The sequence below is a fragment of the Streptomyces sp. YPW6 genome (assembly GCF_018866325.1).
GTDB lineage: Bacteria > Actinomycetota > Actinomycetes > Streptomycetales > Streptomycetaceae > Streptomyces.
This window is the reverse complement of record NZ_CP076457.1, coordinates 2,519,756-2,540,439: the sequence shown is the minus strand read 5'-3', so window position 1 is coordinate 2,540,439 and position 20,684 is coordinate 2,519,756. Positions and strand designations below refer to the sequence as shown.

20 protein-coding genes are annotated in these 20,684 nt (G+C 72.2%); 15 read left to right on the top strand and 5 right to left on the bottom strand.

Annotation, left to right across the window (positions count from 1 at the left end; genetic code table 11):
- Positions 1–10: 10 nt before the first annotated feature.
- From KME66_RS10960 to KME66_RS10920, 9 genes are all read left to right on the top strand, one after another.
- Positions 11–955, top strand: coding sequence for a type II secretion system F family protein (locus tag KME66_RS10960; protein ID WP_073215394.1), 945 nt, complete (start codon positions 11–13; stop codon positions 953–955).
- 22 nt (positions 956–977) lie between these two features.
- Positions 978–1,865: a DUF5936 domain-containing protein gene (locus tag KME66_RS10955; protein ID WP_073215392.1), complete on the top strand. Its 888-nt coding sequence runs from the start codon at positions 978–980 to the stop codon at positions 1,863–1,865.
- A gap of 230 nt (positions 1,866–2,095) precedes the next feature.
- Positions 2,096–3,682, top strand: a complete 1,587-nt coding sequence (locus KME66_RS10950; RefSeq protein ID WP_253208296.1) for a sensor histidine kinase — start codon at positions 2,096–2,098, stop codon at positions 3,680–3,682.
- 14 nt (positions 3,683–3,696) lie between these two features.
- On the top strand, positions 3,697–4,662 hold the full coding sequence (locus tag KME66_RS10945) for a response regulator transcription factor (protein WP_216321465.1): 966 nt from the start codon (positions 3,697–3,699) through the stop codon (positions 4,660–4,662).
- Between the two features lie 204 nt (positions 4,663–4,866).
- The gene (locus KME66_RS10940; RefSeq protein ID WP_216321462.1) at positions 4,867–5,097 is read left to right on the top strand and encodes a hypothetical protein; all 231 of its coding nucleotides are present in this window, start codon (positions 4,867–4,869) and stop codon (positions 5,095–5,097) included.
- Positions 5,097–5,705, top strand: coding sequence for a pilus assembly protein TadG-related protein (locus KME66_RS10935; protein WP_216321460.1), 609 nt, complete (start codon positions 5,097–5,099; stop codon positions 5,703–5,705). Before KME66_RS10940 ends, KME66_RS10935 begins: the two co-directional genes overlap by 1 nt.
- A gap of 29 nt (positions 5,706–5,734) precedes the next feature.
- Positions 5,735–6,355, top strand: coding sequence for a hypothetical protein (locus tag KME66_RS10930; protein WP_216321459.1), 621 nt, complete (start codon positions 5,735–5,737; stop codon positions 6,353–6,355).
- Positions 6,356–6,384: 29 nt separating this feature from the next.
- Positions 6,385–7,005 (top strand): OmpA family protein, encoded by a 621-nt coding sequence (locus tag KME66_RS10925; RefSeq protein WP_253208295.1) that lies wholly within the window; start codon positions 6,385–6,387, stop codon positions 7,003–7,005.
- A 288-nt stretch (positions 7,006–7,293) separates the two neighbouring features.
- Complete coding sequence (locus KME66_RS10920; RefSeq protein WP_216321454.1) at positions 7,294–8,925, top strand: hypothetical protein; 1,632 nt, start codon at positions 7,294–7,296, stop codon at positions 8,923–8,925.
- Positions 8,926–8,964: 39 nt separating this feature from the next.
- Here KME66_RS10920 and KME66_RS10915 read toward each other — a convergent pair whose 3' ends face one another.
- From KME66_RS10915 to KME66_RS10905, 3 genes are all read right to left on the bottom strand, one after another.
- A complete protein-coding gene (locus KME66_RS10915) occupies positions 8,965–9,141 on the bottom strand; it encodes a hypothetical protein (protein WP_216321452.1) in 177 nt (58 codons plus the stop codon).
- Between the two features lie 170 nt (positions 9,142–9,311).
- A complete protein-coding gene (locus tag KME66_RS10910; protein WP_073215373.1) occupies positions 9,312–9,905 on the bottom strand; it encodes a hypothetical protein in 594 nt (197 codons plus the stop codon).
- Positions 9,906–9,957: 52 nt separating this feature from the next.
- Positions 9,958–11,997 carry a hypothetical protein gene (locus KME66_RS10905; protein ID WP_216321450.1) on the bottom strand — a complete coding sequence of 680 codons (2,040 nt, stop codon included), beginning with the start codon at positions 11,995–11,997 and terminating at the stop codon, positions 9,958–9,960.
- Positions 11,998–12,284: 287 nt separating this feature from the next.
- On the opposite strand from KME66_RS10905, the gene KME66_RS10900 reads away from it, so the two are divergent.
- Together KME66_RS10900 and KME66_RS10895 are read left to right on the top strand one after the other, a co-directional pair.
- Positions 12,285–12,881, top strand: a complete 597-nt coding sequence (locus KME66_RS10900) for a hypothetical protein (protein WP_073215368.1) — start codon at positions 12,285–12,287, stop codon at positions 12,879–12,881.
- Positions 12,882–13,272: 391 nt separating this feature from the next.
- Positions 13,273–14,469 (top strand): hypothetical protein, encoded by a 1,197-nt coding sequence (locus KME66_RS10895; RefSeq protein WP_216321448.1) that lies wholly within the window; start codon positions 13,273–13,275, stop codon positions 14,467–14,469.
- A 369-nt stretch (positions 14,470–14,838) separates the two neighbouring features.
- Here KME66_RS10895 and KME66_RS10890 read toward each other — a convergent pair whose 3' ends face one another.
- A complete protein-coding gene (locus KME66_RS10890) occupies positions 14,839–15,255 on the bottom strand; it encodes a DUF192 domain-containing protein (protein ID WP_216321446.1) in 417 nt (138 codons plus the stop codon).
- A 125-nt stretch (positions 15,256–15,380) separates the two neighbouring features.
- On the opposite strand from KME66_RS10890, the gene KME66_RS10885 reads away from it, so the two are divergent.
- The 3 genes from KME66_RS10885 (at position 15,381) to KME66_RS10875 (ending at position 17,959) form a co-directional block, all read left to right on the top strand.
- Positions 15,381–16,427: an A24 family peptidase gene (locus tag KME66_RS10885; protein ID WP_216321444.1), complete on the top strand. Its 1,047-nt coding sequence runs from the start codon at positions 15,381–15,383 to the stop codon at positions 16,425–16,427.
- A gap of 84 nt (positions 16,428–16,511) precedes the next feature.
- Positions 16,512–17,375, top strand: coding sequence for a class I SAM-dependent methyltransferase (locus KME66_RS10880; protein WP_216321442.1), 864 nt, complete (start codon positions 16,512–16,514; stop codon positions 17,373–17,375).
- Positions 17,376–17,512: 137 nt separating this feature from the next.
- Positions 17,513–17,959, top strand: coding sequence for a hypothetical protein (locus KME66_RS10875; RefSeq protein WP_216321440.1), 447 nt, complete (start codon positions 17,513–17,515; stop codon positions 17,957–17,959).
- Between the two features lie 636 nt (positions 17,960–18,595).
- Here the strand turns inward: KME66_RS10875 and mgrA are convergent.
- Positions 18,596–19,645, bottom strand: a complete 1,050-nt coding sequence (gene mgrA, locus KME66_RS10870) for an L-glyceraldehyde 3-phosphate reductase (protein WP_216321438.1) — start codon at positions 19,643–19,645, stop codon at positions 18,596–18,598.
- Between the two features lie 262 nt (positions 19,646–19,907).
- Here mgrA and KME66_RS10865 point away from each other — a divergent pair, with 262 nt between their 5' ends.
- On the top strand, positions 19,908–20,669 hold the full coding sequence (locus KME66_RS10865; RefSeq protein WP_073215639.1) for an isoprenyl transferase: 762 nt from the start codon (positions 19,908–19,910) through the stop codon (positions 20,667–20,669).
- Positions 20,670–20,684: the final 15 nt, after the last annotated feature.

The following is a 20,684-nucleotide window of genomic DNA, read 5'->3' as shown; positions in this document are numbered from 1 at the left end:
GTACCGCGCCATGGACAACGTCAACCTCCCCCTGGTCACCATCGGCGTCACGCTGCTGTGCTGTGTGCTCGGCGTGATGGGCCTGTACGCCTACTCCGGCGGCAAGGCCGACCGCGACGCCCTCGTCGAGCGGCTCTCGCACGTCGGCCAGATCCCCGAGCCGGGGCGCGTCCGCCGCTTCAGGGGGCTCGACCGCAGGCTGCGCGGGACCGCGCTCGGCCGGAAGCTGGAGCTGAAGCTCGCCGCGACCGGCCTGGACGTCACACCCGGCGAGTTCCTGGTCTACGCGCTGGTCGCCATGGCGGGGCTCTGGCTGATCGCCTCCTCCCTGCTCGCCGCGTTCTTCGGCCCGGTCGCCGCACTGATCGGCCTCTGGGGCACCAACGCGTTCCTCAACTGGCAGCGGGCCAAGCGCACCGAGCGCTTCATCAACCAGCTCCCCGAGCTCTCCCGCATCCTCGCCAACGCCACCCAGGCGGGCCTGGCGCTGCGCACCTCGCTGTCCATGGCCGCCGAGGAGCTGGAGAACCCGGCGGGCGAGGAACTGGCCCGGGTGGCACGGCGCCTGGCCGTGGGCGAGCCCCTGGAGGACGCCCTGAGCGAGCTGACGGACCGCCTTCCCTCCCGCGAACTCGTAGTCCTGGTCACCACGCTGGTCCTCTCCAACCGGGCGGGCGGCACGGTCGTCAGCTCCCTGCGCAACCTCACCGAGACCCTGGAGGAACGCAAGGAGACCCGCCGCGAGGTCAAGACCCAGCTCTCCCAGGTCACCGTCACCGCCTACGCCGTCCCCATCTTCGGCGTCGGCGCGATGCTGCTGATGAACGCGGTGATGCCCGGTGCTTTGGACCGGATGACGGGGGCCTTCATCGGCCAGGCCGCGGTGGTCGTGGCGATGGTCCTGTACGCGATCGGGTTCGTCGTGATCCGCCGCCTGTCCCGTATCGACGTCTGACGAGCCGAGGGGAAGAACCACCATGGACCTGCTGCTAGCGCTCGTCGTCGGCCTCGCCGTGTACGGGGCCCTCCACGGCATCCGGATGTACCGGGCCGACGCCAGACTCCCCGGCGACCTGGCCGTCGCCCTCGAATCCGGAGCCACCCGCACCGGCGCGGTCGGCTCCGTCATCGACCGCCTCGGCATCCGGTGGGCCCCCGCGGTCCTGCGGATGATGGGCCCCAAGGCCGTCAACAAGAAGCGCCGCCAGATCGACCTGGCGGGCAACCCCGGCGGCCTCACCATCGACCGCTACGCCGCCCGCCGCGCGGTCTACGGCGCGCTCGGGGTCCTGGGCGCGTTCTCCATGCTCCTGCGCGGCCAGCTCTTCCTCGCCCTCCTGATGGTCGCCTTCGGCCTGTTCTGGGTGGAGGCCGGCATCTGGTCGGCGATCCGGGTACGCCGCGATCACATCGAACGCACCCTGCCCGACTTCCTCGACGTCCTCGCCGTCGTGGTCTCCGCCGGACTCGGCTTCCGCCAGGCGCTGGACCGGGTCGCGGAGAAGTACGAGGGCCCGTGGTCCGACGAACTGCGCATCACACTCCGCCAGATGGACATGGGGGTCAGCCGCCGCCAGGCCTTCGAGGAACTGCGCAGACGCAACGACTCCGAACAGGTCGCCATGTTCGTCACGACGCTCCAGCAGGGCGAGGAACTGGGCGCGCCGATCGTCGAGACGCTGATCCAGATCGCCAACGACATGCGCCGCACCGACGCCCAGAACGCCCGCCGCAAGGCGGCCAGGGCGGTCCCGAAGGCGACGTTCGCGGTGACCACGTTCCTCCTGCCCGGCACGCTCCTGCTGCTCACGGTCGGATTCGTGTACGGAGCCGACGTCGACTTCGGGGCACTGACGGGCGGCTGACATGAACGACGGGCGGGATGGGGACGGAGAGTCCCAGGAGGAGAGGGACGGGGGAGGAGAGCCCGAGAAGGAGAGACACGAGGGAGGAGAACCGCCGGAGCAGGAGCAGGAGCAGGAGCAGGAGCACGGGAGCGGCGAGTCCCGGAAGGACGTGCACGGGAACGGGAGCGGGAGCGGTATCCGCTCGTGAGCCCGATCCGCACGGGACACGAGACGGAGGTGACAGGAACATGGCATACCAGCTCGGCAGCGCGCAGCCCGGACTGGCCGCGGAACTGACCCGCGCCCACTCCGGCACCCCGGCCCGCCCGGCGTTCGCCATCCAGGTCAACGCGCTCCAGGCGATGTGCCGCCAGGTCTTCGGCTTCCGCCTGGCGATGATCGCGATAGCGACTCCGTACGCCATCAGCCGCACCGCCCCCGGCCTGCCCACCTGGTTCATCGGCTCGGCGATCCTGGTCACCTTCATGGGCTCGTACCTGCTGTTCCGGGACTGGGAGCGCTTCGGCCCGGTCCTCCTGCGCCATCCCTGGCTGCTGGCCGTCGACGTGTTCTTCGGCGCCCTGCTGCTGATCACGGCGACCCCCGAGTCGACCCTCGCGTACGTCACCGTCTGCACCCCGCTGCTGGCGGGCCTGGTCCACGGCTGGCGCGGAGCCGCCGTCTTCGCGGTGCTCCAGATACTCATCGTCTTCGGTGCGTACGCCGGCGTTCCGCAGCTGGAAGGGGCAGGGGCGACGAGACTCCTCCTCCCCGGCTTCTGCGTGATCGCGGGCGCGGTCGGGGTCACCCTGCGCAACCTGCTCCTGCGTTTCGGGGCGGCCACCCAGGCGCTGACCGAGACCCGGGCGCGACTGGCGGTCAGCGAGGCGGTGGAGGGCGAACGCACGCGGCTGGCACGCGAGATGCACGACTCGGTCGCCAAGACCCTGCACGGCCTGGCGCTGGCCGCCGACGGTCTGGCGGGCTCGGCCGACCGGATGGACCCGCCCACCGTGAAACTCCAGGCGGAGCTGGTCGCCCGGGCCGCCCGCCGGGCCGCCGCCGAGTCCCGGGAACTGCTCACGGACCTGCGCCGCGAACAGGGCCTGGAGGACGGCGTCGACCTGATCGCGGAACTGGCGGCCCAGGCGGAGGAGTTCACCGCCCGCCATCCGGTCACGGCCACGTTCCGCCGCCTCTCCGAGGAGACCCCGGTCCCCCCGGTCCCGCAGGCGGTGGCCCGGCAACTCCTCACCGTCGCCTCGGAGGCCATGGAGAACGCGCACCGCCACGCTTCCCCGACGTACCTGATCGTCCTCGCGGGCGTGAAGGGCGACGTGCTCCGCGTGACCGTCTACGACGACGGCCGCGGCCTGCCCGCCGGAACGACGCTGGAAGCGCTGCGCCGGGCGGGCCACTTCGGCCTGGTCGGCATGGTGGAGCGGGCCGCGTCGATCGGGGCCCGGATCAGGATCGGGAGGGGGAAGGCGGAGAGGGGGACGGAGGTACGGGTGGAACTCCCGCTCGCGGCGCTGGCGGGCGAGCCCGCGGCAAACCCGCCGATGGCTCACCGTCCCGCACCCGGGGGTGCTTCCGCTCCCGGCCCTGCTTCCGCGCCGGGGCAGTCAGGGGCACCGGCGGCAGCGCCGGGACCGGCTCCAGCACCGGCAAGGTCGTCAGTACCAGCACCTGCACGGGCGGCAGCACCAACGTCAGCACCAGAACGAGAAACAGCACCAGCACCAGCACCAGTAACGGACTCATCAGCAGCGGCGTCGGCACCGGCGCCGGTATTCGAGGCGGACACGCCACTGATCCGTAACCCGCGATCCTGAGAGGAGGCCGCAGCATGCCGGACGATGTCTCCCCGGCGCCGAACCGCCACGGGGCGGCTCACCACCACGCCCCGCGGCACCCGTCGCCGCCGATCCCGCTCACCCCGTCCTCCGACGCTCGCCCCCCTGCGCTCCCGTCCCCGTCCCCCTTCTCCCCGGGGCCCGTCGCCCCGGCCGCCGAACCCCTCCGGGTGGTGGTCGCGGACGACAACCCGGTGGTCCGGGCCGGCCTGGGCGTGCTGCTGTCCGGCCGGGCGGACATCCAGGTGGTCGCGGAGGCGACGGACGGCCGGGAAGCGTACGAGAAGACGCTCGAACACCGCCCCGACGTGGTCCTGCTGGACGTCCGCATGCCCGGCGTGGACGGCATCTCGGCCCTGCCGCACCTGGTCGGCATCGCACCCGTGCTGATGCTGACGTACAGCCGGGAGAGCGCGATCGTCCACGAGGCGCTGCGGCTGGGCGCGGGCGGCTATCTGGTGCACGGCGAGTTCACGGCGAACCAGCTGGTCCAGGCGGTACGCGACACGAAGGACGGCCGCGCCAACTTCACCGTCACCGCCGCGGACGCCCTGCTGGCCCATATGCGCCACGGCACCCCGCCCCGGCGGGGCCCGCTCCCCGAGGGCCTGGGCTCGGCACTGGCGACGGCGCCGGCCCCACCGCCCCCGCACACCGCCGAACCTTCGGAAAGCCTTTCGCAACTGCAACCAGTTGTGGGACAGTCTTCTGTATCCGGGGGGCCGTCAACCACCCCCAACAGGCAGCAGTACGGGCTGAGTTCGAGGGAGGTGGAGATCATGGACCTGATTGCGTCCGGAATGAGTAATCAGCAGATCGCCGCCACCTGCTTCATCAGCGAGAAGACGGTCAAGAACCACATCAACCGCATCTTCACCAAGCTCCACAGCGCCACCCGCAGCGAGGCCATCGCCCACTGGCTCGGCACCGCGCCCCGGAACCCCGGGCGGCAGCCGTGACCGAGAGAATCCGCAACGCGGAAACAGAGACCGCCCTTTGGGCCCGGGAATGGGCCCACGGACCCTCTGCGGGCGTGCGGGTTCCCCTCTATGTTTCTCGTGTCGCCAGCGGCACCGGCCAGGAGGAAGCCGGTAACGGGGGCGCCACCGCAGAAACGTGCGAGTCGGCCGGCAACCGGTCGGCCGAACCCGGAGGGGAACACCATGTCGGACATCACCCTGAAGACCGCCGTCCGCGTCAACGGCTGGGCCAACACCGCCGTCAGCGCTCTCCAGAAGCGCTACGCGGCGAAGGACCGGGGACAGACGGCGTTCGAGTACCTGGGGATCATTCTGGTGGTCGTGGCGATCATCGGGGCGATCGTGGCCACGGGTATCGGTGGCGCGATTTCGGAGCGCATCAGCGGCCTCGTGGATTCCATCACGGCTCAGTGATGACGGGTCGCTCCCGCAACGACGGAGGGCAGGCTTTCCCCATCTACATCATGATGGTGGCGGGCCTGCTCTTCCTTGCGTTGGCCTTCTTCGCTGTCGGTAAGGCCTCTGCTCTGCGCAACGGTTCTCAAGGCGCGGCGGACGCAGCCGCGCTCGCCGCCGCCCAGAAGGCGCGCGACAACTTCGGGACGGGCTTCTACGCCTCGCTGCCTCTCAACGTCCTGGATGCCTTCCTCGAAAAGCCGTTCTTTGCGCCCTGTTACGAGGCGAGTCGTCTGGCGGCGGCCAACGACGCCATGGAGAAATCCTGTTATCCGACCTCTGGACATCTGCGCGACCGGATCACGGTCGAGGTCGAGGGCCTGAAGCCGGTTGACTCTTCGGTGCTGCCTGGATCGGAGAACAAGAAGGCCAAGGCCGAGGCCACCGCGCTCATCGAGTTCCGCTGCCCCAACCCTGAAGCTGTGGACGTCAACAGCGACGGAATCATGGACCTCTTCATCTTCACGTGCCGGAACGGCAAGGTCCTCGAGATCGCACCGGGCAGTCCCCCGCCGTGGGAGACGGTGAGCAGGACCCTCTTCGACGTGCGGTTGGTCGACCAGTGACAGCGAACGATGAGTAGAGGAAACGGATCATGAGCATTCGGCACACCACGACGGGCAGAAGGGCGCTGGCGGCTGCAGCCTTGGCGGCTGTCATCAGCCTGGCGGTCACCGGCTGCGGTGACGACGGCGGCAGCGATGAGGCCAAGCAGGGCGGTGACAACCCGGCGAAGACGTCCGAGCCCGCTGCTCCGCCCACGGAGGAGAAGGGCGAACAGCAGCCGGGCACCGCCGCCGGCGAGAACGTGGACCCGAATGCCAAGCTTGCGGAAGTCCGTGGCGACGGACTCGTGATGACCATTCACCAGGCCAAGCGTGACTCCGGCGGATTCATCACGCTCCAGGCGTCGATCAAGAACGAGGGCACGCAGTCCAAGAACACGACCGCCTGGGCAGGCACCGAGACGGCTCTGCTGGCGAAGAACCCCAACTCGGTCGCCGGCGCGACTCTTGTCGACAAGGTTGGCAAGAAGCGTTACTACATCCTGCGAGACACCGAGAACCGCTGTCTGTGTACGACCGGTATTCCACCTCTGCTGGCTGGGAAGACCACATCCGTGTTCATGCAGTTCCCGGCACCACCGGAGACGACGACGGAGGTCGACTTCACGTTGCCGACGTTCGCGACAACCTCGGTGAAGATCTCCGGGTGACGGCAGAGATGACACACACACGCACACGAATGAAGCCAGTAGGGCTGTCGGCCGTCTCGCTCCTGGTCGTCGCGAGCTTCACACTGTTCGGGGCGACGCCAGCCCTGGCCGACGACGGTCCCAGCGTCCCCCCGGGAACCGAAGCGCAGTCGGTCCCACCGGTCCAGGTGGACCCCGATGACCCGGACTTGAAGATGCCCGACGGTGGCACCCTCGGCCCGTCCAAGGTCCTCGACATCGTCCAGGTCGTCGAGGACCTCGGTGGCGAGGAGCGCCGCGAGGACAGCAACGCCGACATCAAGCTCGCGCTCCAGGCGGAAGTCCTCTTCGGCAAGGACAGCGCGAAGCTCGGCTCGGAGGCCAATGCCCGTATCGCCGCGATCGCCGAGGAGATCAAGAAGCAGAACGCGTCCAAGGTCCGTGTCTTCGGCTTCACCGACAACCTCGGTTCCTCGGCCCACGGAGACGTCCTGTCCAAGCAGCGGGCCGACGCCGTGCACGGAGTCCTGTCGAAGCAGCTCGGCCCCACGATCACGTACGAGATCCGGGGCTACGGCGAGCAGTACCCGATCGCCAGCAACAGCAACGAAGAAGGCCGGAAGAAGAACCGCCGCGTGGAGGTCTCCTTCCCGCGCGGCGAAGGGTCCTGACCCGCTCCCTCCCGGGCAGCGCCCCTCCCGCACATCGAAGCCCGCGCCCGCCGTCGGTCTCCACCAGGACGGCGGGCGCGGGCGCGCCGTCCGTGGCCGCACCGCCAGGGCAGGAATCCGGCCACATCCTCGCCGGGCCGTCACCCGAACGGCGGACCGTCGTTGGTGTTGTGGGCCGGAATACGGACTGCCCGGCGTAGCAGACTGTGACACGCCGCGCGCCGCTGACACAGGCACAGACGAACGCGTGCCGCGGCGGGCAGATGAACAGTCGTCGAGGAAGGTGTGATGGGTGTGGAGGCCCACGCGACGAACGAACGCGTGACGGGACGCAGGTGGACGGTGCGGCTGGACCCGGTCGGGCGTGGCCGTGCGGACGTGCGTGTCTCGTGCAGCCGTCCGGCCTGTGCCGCGCAGGTGCTGCCCTCCGCCGCCGCCGGTCGTGCGGCGGCGGTCGCTCACCTCAAGGCCCACCTGCGTGCCGGCCCGGCCCCTCGCCCCTCGGCGCACTGCGCCTGTCGGGCCGAGGAGTGCCATACGCACATCCGCCCCGCCGGGCCGCGGGAGCGCCCCGTGCCCTGGCGGTGCGGGGGAGCGGTCGTCCTGGCCGTCATCACGGACCGGGAAGGACGCTGGTGGCAGGTCATGGAGTGCTGCTCGCGCTGCGCCGCCGCCCACCCCACCGCGAAGGTCGTCGCCACAGCGCCCGCCGCCGAGGCACCGGCGAGGAGCGACAAGTTCCGGACCGACGCCGCAGCTCCCACAGGTTCCGTAGTTCCCACAGGCCCCGTAGCTCCCACAGGTCCCGCAGCCCTCGCGCCGACCTTCTCCGCGGTCGGCCCGCACTTCTCGCACAGCGCCACTCCCACCGCCACCGGCGCCGCCCTCCCGCAGCAGGCGTCGGCGGCCCGGTCCGCTCCCCGCTCCGCGAGGCCGGCGCGCAGACGGCCCCCGCGAGGGAGGATCGCTCAGCGCCTCGTCCCCCACGACCTGCGGCCCGTCGCGCTGCGGGACGAGCTCACCGAGCTCGGCGAGCTCTTCCGCGCCTACCAGGCCCGCAGCGAACCCGATCTCGCGATGCTCGCCGACCTCCACGCCCGTAAGGCGGAGGCCTTCCACGCCTGGGCCGAAGTCACCGCCGACACCGGGCTGCGGCTCGATGCCCAGCGGGCCGAACAGGCCGCCGCCACCGCCCGCCTCCAGCACCTGCACCGCATCGGCCAGGCCCCGGACGGCGAAGGGCCCGCCGTGGCGCGGCTGCTGACCGCCCCCGCACAGTGGAACCACGCCCGAGCCGTCCTGGCACACGTGGCCGAGAACGCACCCCTCCCGGGCGCGGAGGCACGCCTGCTGGTGGTGATGGTGACGCTGCGCACCGCGCAGTCCGGGGTCGGCAACCTGGTCGGTCAGGACATCAAGGGGCTGCCCCTGTCCGATCCCGAGCACCTGGTGGGGCAACTGGTGGAGTCCGGCTGGCTGGGCATCTCCGGGACCGTCGAGGAGTTGATCGCCTCCCGCCCGGAGAGCCCCACTCAGATCAGCGTGCCGTCCCTCACGCCCGACGAGGACGACCCGGGGCCGTTCACCTTCGGCAGGAAGCTGCGCCCCAAGCTGAGCGGATGGGCCCAGCGGGTCGTCGGGGAGAAGAAGCTCCGCAAGGGCAAGACCGAGGCCGGCGTACGGCTCCTGGCCCTGGCCCTGGCCACTGGCTCCGACGGCGAGGGACGGCTGGGACCGGGAGGACAGGGCATCGGCCTGGACGCCCTGTCCTCCTGGTGCAGCGTCGCCCCCGGTGACCTGCCGCAGCTCGTGGACCGGCTGACCGCTGCGGACTGGCTGGCCGAGGCCGACGTCACCGACACCCTTCTCACCGGCCGGCTGTCCGAGCGCGTCCTCCCGCTGGGGTGCCCGCTGACCTGAGAAGCGGAACCAGCCCCGGGGCCTTGCCCCGCCCCGGCTTCAGCACACCCCCGAGCCGGTCGCCAAGTCCGCCAGGTCCGCGACGGTCACCCGGTCCGCCCGGTCCGCCAGGCCCGTCGGGTCCGTCGGGTCCGCACCGTCCGCCAGGCCCTCGGCGTAGAGGCCGAAGCGGCCCGAAGACGCGGACGTGGGCGGGGCGCCGACCGGGCGGGCCACAAGCCGCCCGGGCGCACCACAAGCCCACCGGGTGGTCCACAAGCCGCCCGGGCGAGCCAATAGCTGCCCAGGCGAGTCACAAGCCGCCCGGGCGAGCCACGAGCCCACCGGCGGGCCCCCAAGGCGGCCCGCAGAGGAACCACCCCCCCCCAACCGCTGCCCTCCCTGCCCTACTTGACCGTGATCGACCCCACGAACGCGTCCAGGTCCCCGGCGTCCACCGCGCCCTTCACCGCGTTCAGGCGCACCACGAACGGGACGCCCTTCGAGTCCACCCCCGCCACCAGGACTCCGGTCATCGGCGTCCCCCGGTTCGGGGTGTCCTCCTGGCCGTCCGCCGTGAAGTCGTAGTCGATCCGGCGTGCTTCGCGGGCCTCTCCGGCGTCGTCCGGGCCCGCGAGACGCACGTCGTCCGTCGCCCTGCGGGTGGAGTTGAGGCCGATGCCCGCGCCCGCGGCCGCCGCAGCCCCCGCCGCGTCGTGCACGCCCGTGGCGAAGTCCAGCTGGACCGAGACCATGCCGGTCCGGATGCCGTCCTCCTCCTTGAGCGCGACGGCCGCGTTGGCCCGTGCCCGCTCGCCCGCAGGCTGCTCCGCGTACCCCTCGCTCCTCGGGTAGCCGACACTCAGGCTGCCGGTCTCCAACGTGCCCCAGCCCTCGGGCACGGACGCCTGGTCGGCGTCGCCGCCGCACCCGGTCAGCAGCACGGCCGCCGCCGCGACGGTCGTGGCCACAGCCGTCGTCCGGCACAGGACCTTCCGCACGTTCCGCGTCCTGGCATTCCTCGTCGTACTCATCGACTCCGTCACCGCCCGTTCAGTTCGCGCAGTAGCTGTACGGAAGATACGTGCGCGCGTCACCTCGCGGGGCCCCGAGGAACCGTGCGTTCGTCAGCGTCTCCCTCTTCTCCTCCATGGAGAGGGAGAACCCGAGGCTCATGCCGAGCGAGATCTCGAAGCCGAAATCCTGCGCGTCGCTCTCACCCGTGTACCGCAGGGTGCTGGACAGCCCGTCCTCGAACATCAGCCGCTGGAACGGGTCGTTGCCGTCCGGGCGCGTCTCCATGCCGTGGTCGCCGAAGAGGTAGGCGAAGGGGGCCGTGTTGTTGCCGGAGCCGTCCAGCCACTGCTCCGCGATGCCCCGTCCGGCCTCGGTCGCCGCGTCCGTGTCCTTGCCGAAGACGATCGAGTTCGTCACCACGTCGATGCCCGTCTCGCCCGAGGAGTCCGCAGCGCTCCCCCTGCCGCCCCGCTTGTCCTGGCCGTTCTCGCCGTTGTCGCCGCCGACCTCGACCTTCCCGGACGTCGAGCCGCTCTCCACTGTCTGCGTCATGTCGATCCGGACGATCTTCCCGGTCTTCTGGTCGCGGGTTACGGTGATGGCGCCGGTACGGATCTGCTTGCCGCCCACGGTCCCTTTGAGCGGGCCCGTGTTCCCGCCGGCCTTGCCCTCCAGTTCGAGCTTGGCGGTGTACGTGTACGACTCGTTGCCGTTCACGTCGTCCTTGGTGATGGTCACCTCGGGCGAGAACGTCGCCCTGCCGCCGAGCTTCGCGCCCAGTTCGCCCGCGTCGCCGCCCTTGACGGAGAGGCCGCCGTCCGCGTAGGCGTGGAGACCGACGGTCGAGTAGGAGATCTTCTTGTCGCCGATCCTCCTCTCGATGTCCTCCTTCTTCTCCGCCCACTTCATCGCGGAGTACCAGCCTCCGCCGTAGCCGCCGCTGTGCTTGGTGGAGGTCTCCCACATCTTCATCTCCTCGATGTCGTCCCGCATCTGCTGAGCCTCCTCCTCGCTCCCGAAGATCCAGGTGTCACCGTTGGTGATCTTGATGCCTCCGCCGATGTCGACGTCCGCCTTGCCCAGACTCCCGAGCTTGACGCCCGGGGTGCTCGCCGTCGCCCCGGCGGACGCGGCGTCGGTGAACGTCATCGAGACGACCTGGTCCTTCCCGTCCACCGTGCCGTCGCCGTTCACATCGGTGTTCGCCCGGGAGACCCGCTGCCGGAAGCCGTACTCCTCTCCCCACTCGAACCAGCCGATCCTGACCTTGCCGCCCGCCTTGTCCGCGATGCTGGAGATCTGGCACATCCCGGGTTCGTAGTCCGCGTCCGCCCTCGGCCCCGCCTCGGGGTCCCCACCGCCGGACGAGCAGGAGCCGCCGCCACCGGCGAGCGAGCTGATCGCACACCGCAGCCGCTCCCCGATCTGCCCGCCGACCCCGGCCATCGCCATCGCGCCGATCAGCATCGTGACGAGGACGACGACTCCCAGGTACTCCATCGCCGTCGCCCCGCCGTCCCGCCAGTTGTACGCGTAGCGGGGCGGCTCCGGGGGCCGGGTGGCGCGCTCCTCCAGCAGCCGGTCGACGGCCACCCCCGACGCCGCGCCCGCCGCCAGCGACACGGCGGGCATGAGCACCCCCTCGATGCCGACGACGTCGCCCGCGACGGCGAATCCGTACAGCAGCCCGGCCAGCGGTACGACGAGGGCCGCGAGCAGATACACCGTGCGGGAGGACTCGCGGTGCTCCTCGGGGAGGGCGCGGGTCGCCGCCAGCACCGTCAGCAGCGTCACGACGAGGGCGGGCAGGTGGAGCAGGGCCAGCCGCCAGCCGAACGTCTCCAGCCGCTCCTCGGTGGCCAGCAGACCGACCAGGACGCGGCTCATGACGAATCCGAGGGCGAGGTAGACCAGGCCGCTGATCACCCAGCTCCGGGTCAACGCGAAGAAGGCGCTGCCCTGTTGGGGCGGGTAGGGGGCACCGGAGCCGGCGGTGCCGTGGCGTCCCCCTGGTATGTGCCCCGCGCTCCGGTCTCCCCGGGCCGGGCCTCGGCCTCCGCCCCCGTCACCGCTCACGGTGCACCCTCTCCTCGAACCGCGCGTGTTGCCGACGGCCGAGAGCGTACGGCCGAAAGGCCGCCGCCGCCCGGGCCCCCGGCCCCAAAGCCGGGCCCAAGTCCGTAGTGCGAACGGTGCGTTGTGCGGGTGCGGCGGCCGTTCCGCTTGGGGCCGGCCGTGGGCCCGTGGGCCCACGCAGCCCCGGCCGTCGCTCAGTACGCTCAAGGACGGCGGGGTCGCCGACCACGACGCCGCGCGCGGAGCGAGAGCGATCGCGACGACGAGAGCGATGGGGGTGGGCGTCGATGGGTGCCGGATTCTTCTACTCGTACCACCTCGGCTGGACCCGGCAGGACGCCCGTACCCTGCTGGGCGACCTGGAGGCCGAGGGGCTGCGTCCGACCCACCCGGTGACCGGACGCATCACGCTGGTCAGTCTTGACTCGCCCTCCCCGGGGGCCCGTTCACCCGTCACCCGCGAGCAGCTGCTGTCCCTCGCCGGTCTCCAGCGGCTGCACGAGGTCGGGTTCCGGTTGTGGACGGACCGGGGCCACGATCTCCTGGTGCGCATCCGTCGGGCCCGGGCTGGTGCCGTCGCCGTCGAGTTCTCCGTGGGGGAGCTGCCCGAGCCCGGACGGGAGCACGCGGTGGGCGCCATCCGGCGGACGGTGGGCCGGGCGTCGGTGCTGTGCATCGGCTTCGTCGTCGACCGGGTGGGCGCGACGGCCGCCACCGACTGGGACGGCGTCGTCATCGAGGGTGCCGCGCCCCTCGACAGCTGGCCGGACACCGTTGCCGTACGGGACGAGACGGCGGCCCGGCATCCGCAGTTGGCGGTGATGGAGGCGGTGGAGATGTCGCCGTGGAAGGTGTTCGGGAACGAAGTGCTGGGCGGCGTCTGAGATCCGGCCGGCCCCGACCGCGCGGGAGCCGACACCGCGTGCGCCCTTGCCGACCGCTTGGCCGTACTTCTGCCGACTGCCTGCCCGGGTGTCTGCCGCCTGCTTGTCCGGGCTGTTGCCGTACGCCCGCCGGGATATCCGCCGGATGCCTGCACGGGTGTCTCCCGGCGGCTGTGCGTGTGCTCCTGCCGGACACCTCCTCGGGTAGCCGCCGGACGGCTCCTCGCGCCTCTGCCGGACGATGGTCCGTGCCTCTGCCGGATGCCTGCCGGCCGCCCGTCCGTGCCTCTGCCGGCACGCCTGCCGGGGGCTCTGCCGACCGCTCGTCCGGCCCCCGCCCGCCCGTTGCTCGTGGCACGGGGCACTCGTCACCGACGTCATAATCGGCCGTATGTCCGATCACCAGCTCCGCACCCGGACGCCCGCCGCCCCGGCCCCCCGCACGACCGGCGGGTCCCGGACGGCGGCCGCGTTCCGGGCCGCCGCGCCCGCGCTCGCGGTCTATGCCGCCGTGCGGGCCCTGGGGCTCCTGGCCTTCTGGGCGGCCGCATCCGCCGCCGGGAAGGACCCCCTGGGGCCGCTCAGCGGACGCTGGGACTCCGTCTGGTACCAGCGCATCGCCGAGAACGGCTACCGCTACACCGTCACCCTCCCGGACGGCTCCGTCCACTCCGATCTGGCGTTCTTCCCCCTGCTCCCGGCCCTGGAACGCGCCGTCTCCGCCGTGACCCCGCTCACCCTCGGCGGCGCCGGGCTCCTGGTGGCCTGGACCGCCGGGCTGGTCGCCGCCTGGGGCATCTTCGCCGTCGGCGCCGAGCTGCGCGGACGGCGTACGGGGGTGGTGCTGGCCGCGCTGTGGGGGGTGTACCCGACGGCGTTCGTCCAGTCGATGGCGTACACCGAGACGCTGTTCACCGCGCTCGCCGCCTGGTCGCTCCACGCCGTACTCAAGGGCCGCTGGATCGCCGCCGGCGCGCTGTGCGTCCTCGCGGGGCTCACCCGGCCCTCGGCCGCCGCCCTCATCGCGGCCCTGGCGATCACCGCCGCCGTCACCCTCGTACGGGAGTACCGCGACGAGCGCCGCGCCGGCCCGGTGCTCCGCCGCAACGCCCGGATGATCGCGGGTGTGGCGCTCGCGCCGCTCGGCTGGCTGGCGTACGTGGTCTTCGTGGCCGTACGCCAGGGCAGCCCGGTCGCCTACTTCGACGTCCAGGCGCAGTGGGGCAACAACATCGACGGCGGGCGCGCGCTCGCCGCCTTCATCGCCGGGCTCCCGTGGCCCGCCGCGCTCGGCCTGTGCGCGGCGCTCGGGCTGCTGGGGTGGCTCGTCGTCCTCTGCGTACGGCAGCGGCAACCGCTCCCGGTGCTCCTCTACACGGTCGCGATCGTCGTCATCTCGCTGATCGGTGCCGGGTACTTCGGCTCCCGGCCGCGGCTGATGATGCCCGCCTTCCCGCTGCTGCTCCCGCCCGCCATCGCCCTGCTGCGGCTGCGCCCCCCGGGCCGCGCGGCCGCCGTGCTCGCCGCCCTCGCCTGTGCGTCCGCGGCCTACGGAGCCTGGACCCTGCTGGGCGCGGGCCCGCCGTAACTCCGTGCGTGTCCGGTGGCGGGTCTGCCGTGATCCCGTACTCGTCCAGGCGTGGGCTGCCGTGAGCCTGTGCTGTCCCGGTGCGTGTCCGCCTTGAACCCGTGCTGTCCGGGCGTGGGCCCGTAGTGATCGTGTACCTGTCCGGGCGTGGGCCCGTAGTGATCGTGTACCTGTCCGGGCGTGGGCCCGTAGTGATCGCGTACCTGTCCGGGCGTCGGCCCGTAGTGACCGTGCACCTGGCCGGGCGTGGGCCCGTCGTGATCGCGTACCTGTCCCGGCATCGGCCCGCCGTGACTTTGCGCCTCACCTGCCGCGGTCCCTCGTGGCCCCACGCCCCGCTGACCCCGGTCCGCCGGAACCCCGCCCCCTCTAGCGGGATTCCGGTGCACCGGCCGGGGACGCCTTCAGCTCCAGCCGTACGCCCGGCCGCACTCCCCACCGCTCCATCGCCCCGGCCTCCGCCTCCACCACGTGCCGGGCTCGCAGCCGGGGCAGCCCGAGGCGGCCGGGCTTCATCGTCGTGACCGCCAGGACCGTGAACTTCCGGTCCAGGTACGCCACATCGATGGGGAACCGCATCCGGAAGGTGTGCACGCTCCCGCACGGGGTGATCATCAGCGCCCCCTCGATCCCGTCCCGCCCGAGCAGTCCCCTGGTCCGGGCCCGGTACGAAGCGGCTATCCGCAGCGGTACCCCTCGGGCTTCCGCCCCTGACCCGGGTCCCGCTCCGGTCCCGGATTCCGTTGCGACCGTGAGCGTCCCGTCGCCATCCCGCCATGTCCTCATGGGCACCGACCGTAGACCCCGGCGGACGAGTCCGGCCGCCGAACGGCCACACCCGGGGTCCCGGACTGCCGCTCTGGGCCCTCGGGCCCAAGACCCCCGGTTCCGCTGCCCGTTAGGGTCGCCCTGTGGACGCCGTGCTGCTCACGCTCGCCGCGGTCTGGGGTGCCGCCTCCGGACTGCTCATCCCGCGTGCCGCCTACCGGTTCGCCGTCGAGCCGGAGGAGCCCTGGCGTACGGCGTGCCCCGCCGGCCACCCGCTCACCGGGCCGGCCCGCGGCTGGCTCGGCCCGGCGCGGTGCACACCCTGCGCCACCCCGGCCGCCCCGGGCTCGGCACCACCCCGCCCAGGGCCTTCGGGTCCGCAAGCCTCCGCCCCGGAGCCACCCGGTCCAGAGCCTTCAGGCCAGCCCGCTTCCGTCCCGGAGTCACCTGGCCCAGGGCCTTCGGGTCAGCCGACTTCCGTCCCCAAGTCACCCGGTCCAGGGCCTTCGGCTCCGCCCGCTTCCGTCCCGGAGTCACGCGGCTCGGAGCCCTCGGCCCCGCCCGCCTCCGCCCCGGACCCACTGGCCCCCGCAGGCTCCGCCCCCGTACGCCCCACCCCCGTACGCCCCACCCCCGCAGGCCCGGCCGCCTACGCCCCCGGAGTCCTCGCCCCCCTCGTCACCGCCCTCGCCTGTGTCGCGCTCGCCGCCGCCACCGGCGCCCGCCCCGAGCTCGTCGTATGGCTGGCGCTGACCCCCGTCGCCGTGCTCCTCGCCGTGGTCGACCGGCGGGTCCACCGGCTGCCCGACCCGCTGACCCTGCCGCTCGCCGCCGCGGCGGTCCTGCTGCTCGGCGGGGCCGCGCTGCTCCCCGGGCACGCCGGGTCCTGGACCTCCGGGCTGCTGGGCGGCCTGACCCTCGGCGGTTTCTACTTCCTGCTCTTCCTGATCAACCCGAACGGCATGGGCTTCGGCGATGTGAAGCTCGCCCTCGCCCTCGGCGTCGTCCTCGGCTGGTACGGCTGGTCCGTGCTGTTCCTGGGCGGCTTCGCCGGATTCCTGTTCGGGGCGGCGTACGGACTGGCCCTTCTGCTCCTGCGCCGGGCGGGGCGCAGGACCGGCATCCCGTTCGGCCCGTTCATGATCGCCGGGGCGCTGACCGGGGTGCTGCTGGGGGCCCTGGCCGCGTGAGGGAAGGGGCACGCCGGTCCCGCGGAGGGCCGGGGCGGGCGGAATCCGTTCGCGTGCTCCGGCACCGCCTGACACGATTCCCTCATGTCCGATCTTTCCGCCTCCGCCCCGACTCCTGACCCCGCTGACCGCCCCTCCGGCGCCACCCCCGACCGCCCCGCCGGACCCGACTTCGACTCCGCGGCCTCCCGCGACCGGTTCGAGGCCCTCGTGGCCGAGGCCGACGCGGCGTCCGTGGACGGGTGGGACTTCTCCTGGCTCGACGGCCGCGCCACCGAGGAACGCCCCTCCTGGGGATACGCGCGGGCCATGGCCGACCGGCTCGGCCGGGCCCACGCCGCGCTCGACCTCCAGACCGGGGGCGGCGAGGTGCTGGCCTCCGCGCCGAAGCTGCCGCCGGTCACCGTGGCCACGGAGGCCTGGCCGCCCAACGTCGCCCGCGCCACCGCCCTGCTGCATCCGCTCGGGGCGGTCGTCGTCGCCGACGAGGACGAGCCGCCGCTGCCCTTCGCGGACGCCGCCTTCGACCTCGTGGTCAGCCGCCACCCGGTCACCACGTGGTGGGAGGAGATCGCGCGCGTGCTCGCCCCCGGCGGTACGTACTTCTCCCAGCAGGTCGGACCGGCCAGCGTCTTCGAACTCGTGGAGTTCTTCCTCGGCCCGCAGCCGCCCGAGGTCCGCCGCGCCCGCCACCCGGAGGACGCGCGGGCCGCCGCGACGGCGGCCGGTCTGGAGGTGGTGGACCTGCGCTCCGAGACCCTGCGCACCGAGTTCCGCGACATCGGCGCGGTGGTCTACTTCCTGCGCAAGGTGATCTGGATGGTGCCCGGCTTCACCGTCGAGCAGTACCGTCCCCGACTCGCCGCGCTGCACCGGAAGATCGAGACGGAGGGGCCGTTCCTCGCCCGCACCGCCCGCTTCCTGATCGAAGCCCGCAAGCCCCGGTGACATCGGGCCGAATCCCGCCCCACAGGTCAACACGCTTACTCCGTACGTCAGTTCAGCCGTGCCCCGGAGGCAACGGGATCGTGCGGGCCGCCGTCCTACCTGACGAGGGCACGCACAGTGAAGGAGTGGGAGCGGGCATGACCGTGGAGAGGGAAGACTGCGCGGCGCCCGCCGGGCGCGCGCGGCCCGGCAACGCCGACTGGCTCACGGGGGCGCGGATCACCGCCGTCCTCGGCGTCTACTACCGGCCCGAGGGCCGGGCGGGCGAACCCGAAGCCGTCGAGTTCGTCCTCGCGGAGCACCCGTCCGTCCTGCTGACCTGCGCCTCCGACCGGACGCTGCGCGTCACCCCGGGCACCTGGCCGCGGTTACCGGACTGGTGCGTACCGGCGAGCCAGTGGCGCCACGCGCCCCCCGCGCTCCTGCCGCCGGTGCCGTACGCGGGAGCGTGGACGGTCGTCGGCACCCAGGAGGTCAGGGACGACGACGGCGAGGTGCTCCAGGCCGTCATCCGGTGCGAGGAAGGGGACTTCGTGGTGGTCGCCGGAGACACGGTGGCGATCCGCTTCGCCCCCCGCCCCTGAGCCGGACGCCCGGCGCCTCCGCCCGCCGCGCGTCCCGTACGCCCCGTCCCGCGCCTGCTCGTCGTACGTGCACGCCCCGTACGTCCCCGCCCCGGGCCTCGCCTCACCTCCGGACGCGTACGCCCCGCGCGCCGCGCGTGCGGTCGCGCGTCCCCGTCGCAGGGGATCGTGTCGTCGTGCTCCGACGCGGGACACCCCCAGGGCACCCCTGAGGTCAGATCCAGTTCGCCCCGAGCCCCGAGCCCCGAGCCCCGAGCCCCGAGCCCCGAGCCCCGAGCCCCCGAGACCCCGCGCCCCCGAGACCCCGCGCCCCCGAGACCCGGCCGCGTCAAGGCGGCGGCGCCGGACGACCCCTCGATACGGAGGCCGATAACGGGCTCGGGGGAGGGCGCCGAAGTGGGGCGAAGCCTGCTCGGGCCGGAGTCCGGCGGATTCGGAGGGTGATGGGGGAGTGGCGTGGCGCGCGTCGGCACTTACGAAGGGTTATGGTGGAAACCCCCCCCTCGGGCCGGTCCGTATCCCCCCCACGGACCGGCCCGTTTTTTGTGGGCCGGTCCGTGGCGAGGGCCGTGCGGCCCTGAAGCGGTCACCGGGCCGCTTCCGGGCTTCCTTCTGTACGGGCCCGTCGGACCGGCGTCAGCTGCGACCGGCCCAGATGTTGGTGCCCGCCGTGTCCACGGCGAAGGTGTCGATCTCCTTCAGCTCCCCGGCGGTGAGCGCCGGACCCGTGAGGGCCGCCACGTTCTCCTCCAGCTGCCGTACGCTCGACGCGCCGATCAGTGCCGAGGTCATCCGGCGGTCGCGCAGCACCCAGGCGATGGCGAGCTGTGCGAGCGACTGGCCGCGGCCCCGGGCGATGTCGTCCAGGCCGCGCAGTCGGCGCAGGACCTCCTCCGACAGCAGCCCCGGGTCGAGCGACTTGCCCTGGGTGGCGCGCGAGCCCTCCGGGATGCCCTTCAGGTACTTGTTCGTGAGCAGCCCCTGCGCGAGCGGCACGAAGGAGATGCAGCCCATGCCGGCCGCCTCCAGGGTGTCCAGCAGCCCGTCGTCCTCGATCCAGCGGTTGATCATGGAATAGGACGGCTGGTGGATCAGGGCCGGAACGCCCATCTCCTGGAGCAGCCGGGCCGCCTCGGCGGTCTGCTCCGCGTTGTACGAGGAGACGCCCACGTAGAGCGCCTTGCCCTGCTGGACGGCGGACGCCAGGGCGCCCATCGTCTCCTCCAGCGGGGTGTCCGGGTCGAAGCGGTGCGAGTAGAAGATGTCGACGTGGTCCACGCCCATCCGCTTCAGGGAGGCGTCGAGCGAGGACAGCAGGTACTTCCGGGAGCCCCACTCGCCGTACGGGCCGGGATGCATCAGATAACCGGCTTTGGTCGAAATGACCAGTTCGTCACGGTACGGCGCGAAATCTTGGGCGAAGAGCTTGCCGAAGTTCAGCTCGGCCGAGCCGGGCGGCGGGCCGTAGTTGTTGGCCAGGTCGAAGTGGGTCACCCCGAGGTCGAAGGCGCGCCGCAGGATCGCCCGCTGGGAGTCCAGCGCCCGGTCGTCGCCGAAGTTGTGCCACAGGCCCAGCGAGAGGGCGGGCAGCTTGAGGCCGCTGCGCCCGGTCCGGCGGTACTCCATGGAGTCGTAGCGTGCGGGGGCGGCACGGTAGTGCAGGTCGGGGGAGAGGTCATCAGTCACGTTTCTCTGCTTATCACGGAGTTGTGACAGACCGGGTTGGGCCCTGGTGACCCGCTCGCAGTAATGTGGCGGCTTCGGGGAATGCCGATGTGCGGCGCGGCGCAGGCCCGCGTGGCCCGTGCCGGTGGTAGAGGCGCGGACCGACCGGGGATCGTGCGAGCGGCGCAGGCCGTGCGGCGCGCCCCCGCGGTGGACGTCCCCTGTACCCCCGGCGACGGGGAGGACGGGCCCCGGCCCGTACGGAACCGAGAGGGTGAACGCAGTGAACTTCCGCGACCTGGTGTACAGGCTCTACGCGCGCCGTGTGGAAGGCCGCCTGGACCACGACCAGGTGCCGAAGCACATCGGGGTCATCCTCGACGGCAACCGGCGGTGGGCCAAGGCGTCCGGCGGATCGGCCGTGCAGGGCCACCAGGCCGGTGCGGACAAGATCTCCGAGCTGCTCGGCTGGTGCGACGAGACCGACGTCGAGGTCGTCACCCTCTGGATGCTCTCCACGGACAACTTCGACCGGCCCGAGCACGAGCTGAAGCCGCTGCTCGGCATCATCGAGAACACCGTGCGCAACCTCGCCGCCGACGGCCGCTGGCGCGTCCACCACGTCGGCACGCTCGACCTGCTCCCGCCGGAGACGCAGACGGTGCTGAAGGAGGCCGAGGAGGCGACGTCCGGCACCGAGGGGATAATCGTCAACGTCGCGGTCGGCTACGGCGGCCGCCAGGAGATCGCGGACGCGGTGCGCTCCCTGCTCCTGGAGCACGCGGAGAAGGGCACCAGCTTCGAGGAGCTGGCCGAGGTCGTCACCACCGACCTGATCTCCGAGCACCTCTACACCCGGGGCCAGCCCGATCCCGACCTGGTGATCCGGACGAGCGGCGAGCAGCGGCTCTCGGGCTTCATGCTCTGGCAGAGCGCCCATTCGGAGTACTACTTCTGCGAGGTCTTCTGGCCGGCCTTCCGCAAGGTCGACTTCCTCCGGGCGCTGCGCGACTACGCCGCCCGCCACCGGCGTTACGGGGCCTGAGCCGCCGGGGCGCAC

Coding starts and splice junctions, on each gene's coding strand:
- KME66_RS10960 (WP_073215394.1), top strand. CDS start 11: ATGGACAACGTCAACCTCCCCCTGGTCACCATCGGCGTCACGCTGCTG.
- KME66_RS10955 (WP_073215392.1), top strand. CDS start 978: ATGGACCTGCTGCTAGCGCTCGTCGTCGGCCTCGCCGTGTACGGGGCC.
- KME66_RS10950 (WP_253208296.1), top strand. CDS start 2,096: ATGGCATACCAGCTCGGCAGCGCGCAGCCCGGACTGGCCGCGGAACTG.
- KME66_RS10945 (WP_216321465.1), top strand. CDS start 3,697: ATGCCGGACGATGTCTCCCCGGCGCCGAACCGCCACGGGGCGGCTCAC.
- KME66_RS10940 (WP_216321462.1), top strand. CDS start 4,867: ATGTCGGACATCACCCTGAAGACCGCCGTCCGCGTCAACGGCTGGGCC.
- KME66_RS10935 (WP_216321460.1), top strand. CDS start 5,097: ATGACGGGTCGCTCCCGCAACGACGGAGGGCAGGCTTTCCCCATCTAC.
- KME66_RS10930 (WP_216321459.1), top strand. CDS start 5,735: ATGAGCATTCGGCACACCACGACGGGCAGAAGGGCGCTGGCGGCTGCA.
- KME66_RS10925 (WP_253208295.1), top strand. CDS start 6,385: ATGAAGCCAGTAGGGCTGTCGGCCGTCTCGCTCCTGGTCGTCGCGAGC.
- KME66_RS10920 (WP_216321454.1), top strand. CDS start 7,294: ATGGGTGTGGAGGCCCACGCGACGAACGAACGCGTGACGGGACGCAGG.
- KME66_RS10900 (WP_073215368.1), top strand. CDS start 12,285: ATGGGTGCCGGATTCTTCTACTCGTACCACCTCGGCTGGACCCGGCAG.
- KME66_RS10895 (WP_216321448.1), top strand. CDS start 13,273: ATGTCCGATCACCAGCTCCGCACCCGGACGCCCGCCGCCCCGGCCCCC.
- KME66_RS10890 (WP_216321446.1), bottom strand. CDS start 15,255: ATGAGGACATGGCGGGATGGCGACGGGACGCTCACGGTCGCAACGGAA.
- KME66_RS10880 (WP_216321442.1), top strand. CDS start 16,512: ATGTCCGATCTTTCCGCCTCCGCCCCGACTCCTGACCCCGCTGACCGC.
- KME66_RS10875 (WP_216321440.1), top strand. CDS start 17,513: ATGACCGTGGAGAGGGAAGACTGCGCGGCGCCCGCCGGGCGCGCGCGG.